The sequence below is a fragment of the Okeania sp. SIO2C2 genome, from assembly GCF_010692625.1.
In the GTDB taxonomy this organism is placed as follows: Bacteria; Cyanobacteriota; Cyanobacteriia; order Cyanobacteriales; family Microcoleaceae; genus Okeania; species Okeania hirsuta.
Genome location: NZ_JAAHGM010000180.1, coordinates 1 through 1,046 on the forward strand (window position 1 = coordinate 1; position 1,046 = coordinate 1,046).

The window sequence follows — 1,046 nt, forward strand, 5'->3', positions numbered from 1 at the left end:
TTGATCGGCGGCATTGGGTCAAGTTCATTTCTTAACGGCGCTCGTGCATTGGTTTGCCGGGATATACGGCTTGCTGCCTACGGATATAGTCGATAGACCAACCGGTCAAACGCGATAAAGCGATAGCCTCGTTCTGCTCGCGCGCTTTGACCTGTTGAAGGTAAGCTTGTGCTTCATTGCAAACCATTTCGCCCAGGTAAGGCTGCTGGATAATGAAGCGGCCTTGGAAATTTTCGCGGTTGTCTGTAACGCGGAACTGCAGATCCTGTGGAAACGAAACTTTGTTGTAGCGAAGGTGCAAGCGCGTGATGAAGGCATCTATGGCCTGCGGCTGAGGCGGGAATACGGGCAGTGGTAAGGGCTGTGGCAAAGGTACGATACTCGGCTGCACCACCCCGTTCTGTGGGATGGGCTGCGGGATAGGAACAGGCCTTAAGCCGCCACTCGAACTACCGGGACGACTTTGAGGCGTGAGCCAATCCACACCAAGGGACTGCAGATCCTCAACCGACGGCGGATTTGCCGCGCAAGGATCGCACCACGAAAGATCCCAAGCGTATTCCAGGAACATGGCCGGGATTGGCGTCATTTGTTTTTCGCGTGCAAACATGTCCTGATAAAAGCGCCCGAACAGTTTTTCGGTAAACGGCGGCACGTTAACATCAGCCGGGATCTTAACCGTCGCATAATTCGCACCCTCGACACGGCCTTTGCGGGTAATGGCAAAAATGAAAAGCTCTTGATCACCCCGCGCGTTCACGGTGCCTAGCCGTATCGGCAGCATGAATTTCTCGCTTCTCATGCTTATTTGCAGCGGTGTCAGATAGCGACCCTGACCACCTGCAACACCGGCCTGGTGCCGCGCGAGGTTAACCCGCGCCACGAAGAATTTCATGCCACCGCGGATATAATCATTGAGCACAGACACAGCATCAACCGGAATTCTATACCCGGATTGGTTCAAGAATGTGAGCAAGCCATTGGACTGGTTCGCTGACAAGATCTGGATGTCGTATTCCCCGACCGCGTATTCAGCTTCGATTGTG

General features: G+C 53.9%; 1 protein-coding gene. It reads right to left on the reverse strand.

Annotated features, from left to right (window positions below):
- Positions 1–31: 31 nt before the first annotated feature.
- On the reverse strand, positions 32–1,046 hold a 1,015-nt coding region (locus tag F6K18_RS36265; RefSeq protein ID WP_287528221.1), incomplete at its 5' end, for a DUF2330 domain-containing protein.